The 796-nt window shown below is 41.5% G+C and carries 1 pseudogene; it reads right to left on the bottom strand.

Annotated elements, in window-relative coordinates:
- A pseudogene (locus tag BN93_RS16020) lies at positions 1-323 on the bottom strand (RHS repeat domain-containing protein); the annotation flags it as partial.
- Between the last annotated feature and the right edge of the window lie 473 nt (positions 324-796).

Raw genomic sequence — 796 nt, forward strand, 5'->3', positions numbered from 1 at the left:
CCTGCCGCATTGTAATGATAGGTAACCACCTCCCCGTCGGGATAGGTCATGGTGCGCACGCGGTTCCAGCTGTCGTAGGTGGCGCCGTAGACATAGGTGCGCACGTCGGCGGTGCTCACCATCACCGAGCGCACCGTCTTCACCACTTCGCCCTGGTTGCCGTAATAATACGCCTCGCCACCTGATGCGTCTTCCACCAGCACCAGCCTGCCAGCACGGTTGTACTTCTCGCCCGGTTTGCCATAGGTGTAGGTAACGCGGTTGAAGAGGTTCTTGGGATAGAGCACTTCGCTCAACCGTTCGTAGTCGTAGGTGTAGTTCATTTAATAGCAGTTACCATAAAACTCTATACGCTGATTACGCATTCTAATACTTAGAATTTTGTCTTCTTTATCCATATCTCAGGCTAGAAGAGGTAGTTCAGTCACTTTCGATGGAACACCAATCCAAAACTTATTTTGTTTTTGTTTCTTCTATTTAGTAATGGGCAGATTTTTATCGAACGTACTATAGCCGTTATCTCATCACTAATTTTGAGATTCTCATACCTTTTATTATTATCTTGATAGAAGAAGGGCTTATCATTATAGATATTGAAAATGTTATTCGTTCTTTCAATATTTATAATTAATACGCATCGAAAAAGAGCTGTATCAGTGGATAGCGTTTCTTCTATCATAGATGATAATGATGGCTCTAAAAGCATTATTATTTGAGGACGTTCATTTTCCACAATGTTTACAATATCACTTCTATCTCCAAAAGCTTTATAATATGTATTATCTAACTAAAGTTT

This window comes from Prevotella conceptionensis 9403948, from assembly GCF_000312305.1.
Lineage (GTDB): Bacteria > Bacteroidota > Bacteroidia > Bacteroidales > Bacteroidaceae > Prevotella > Prevotella conceptionensis.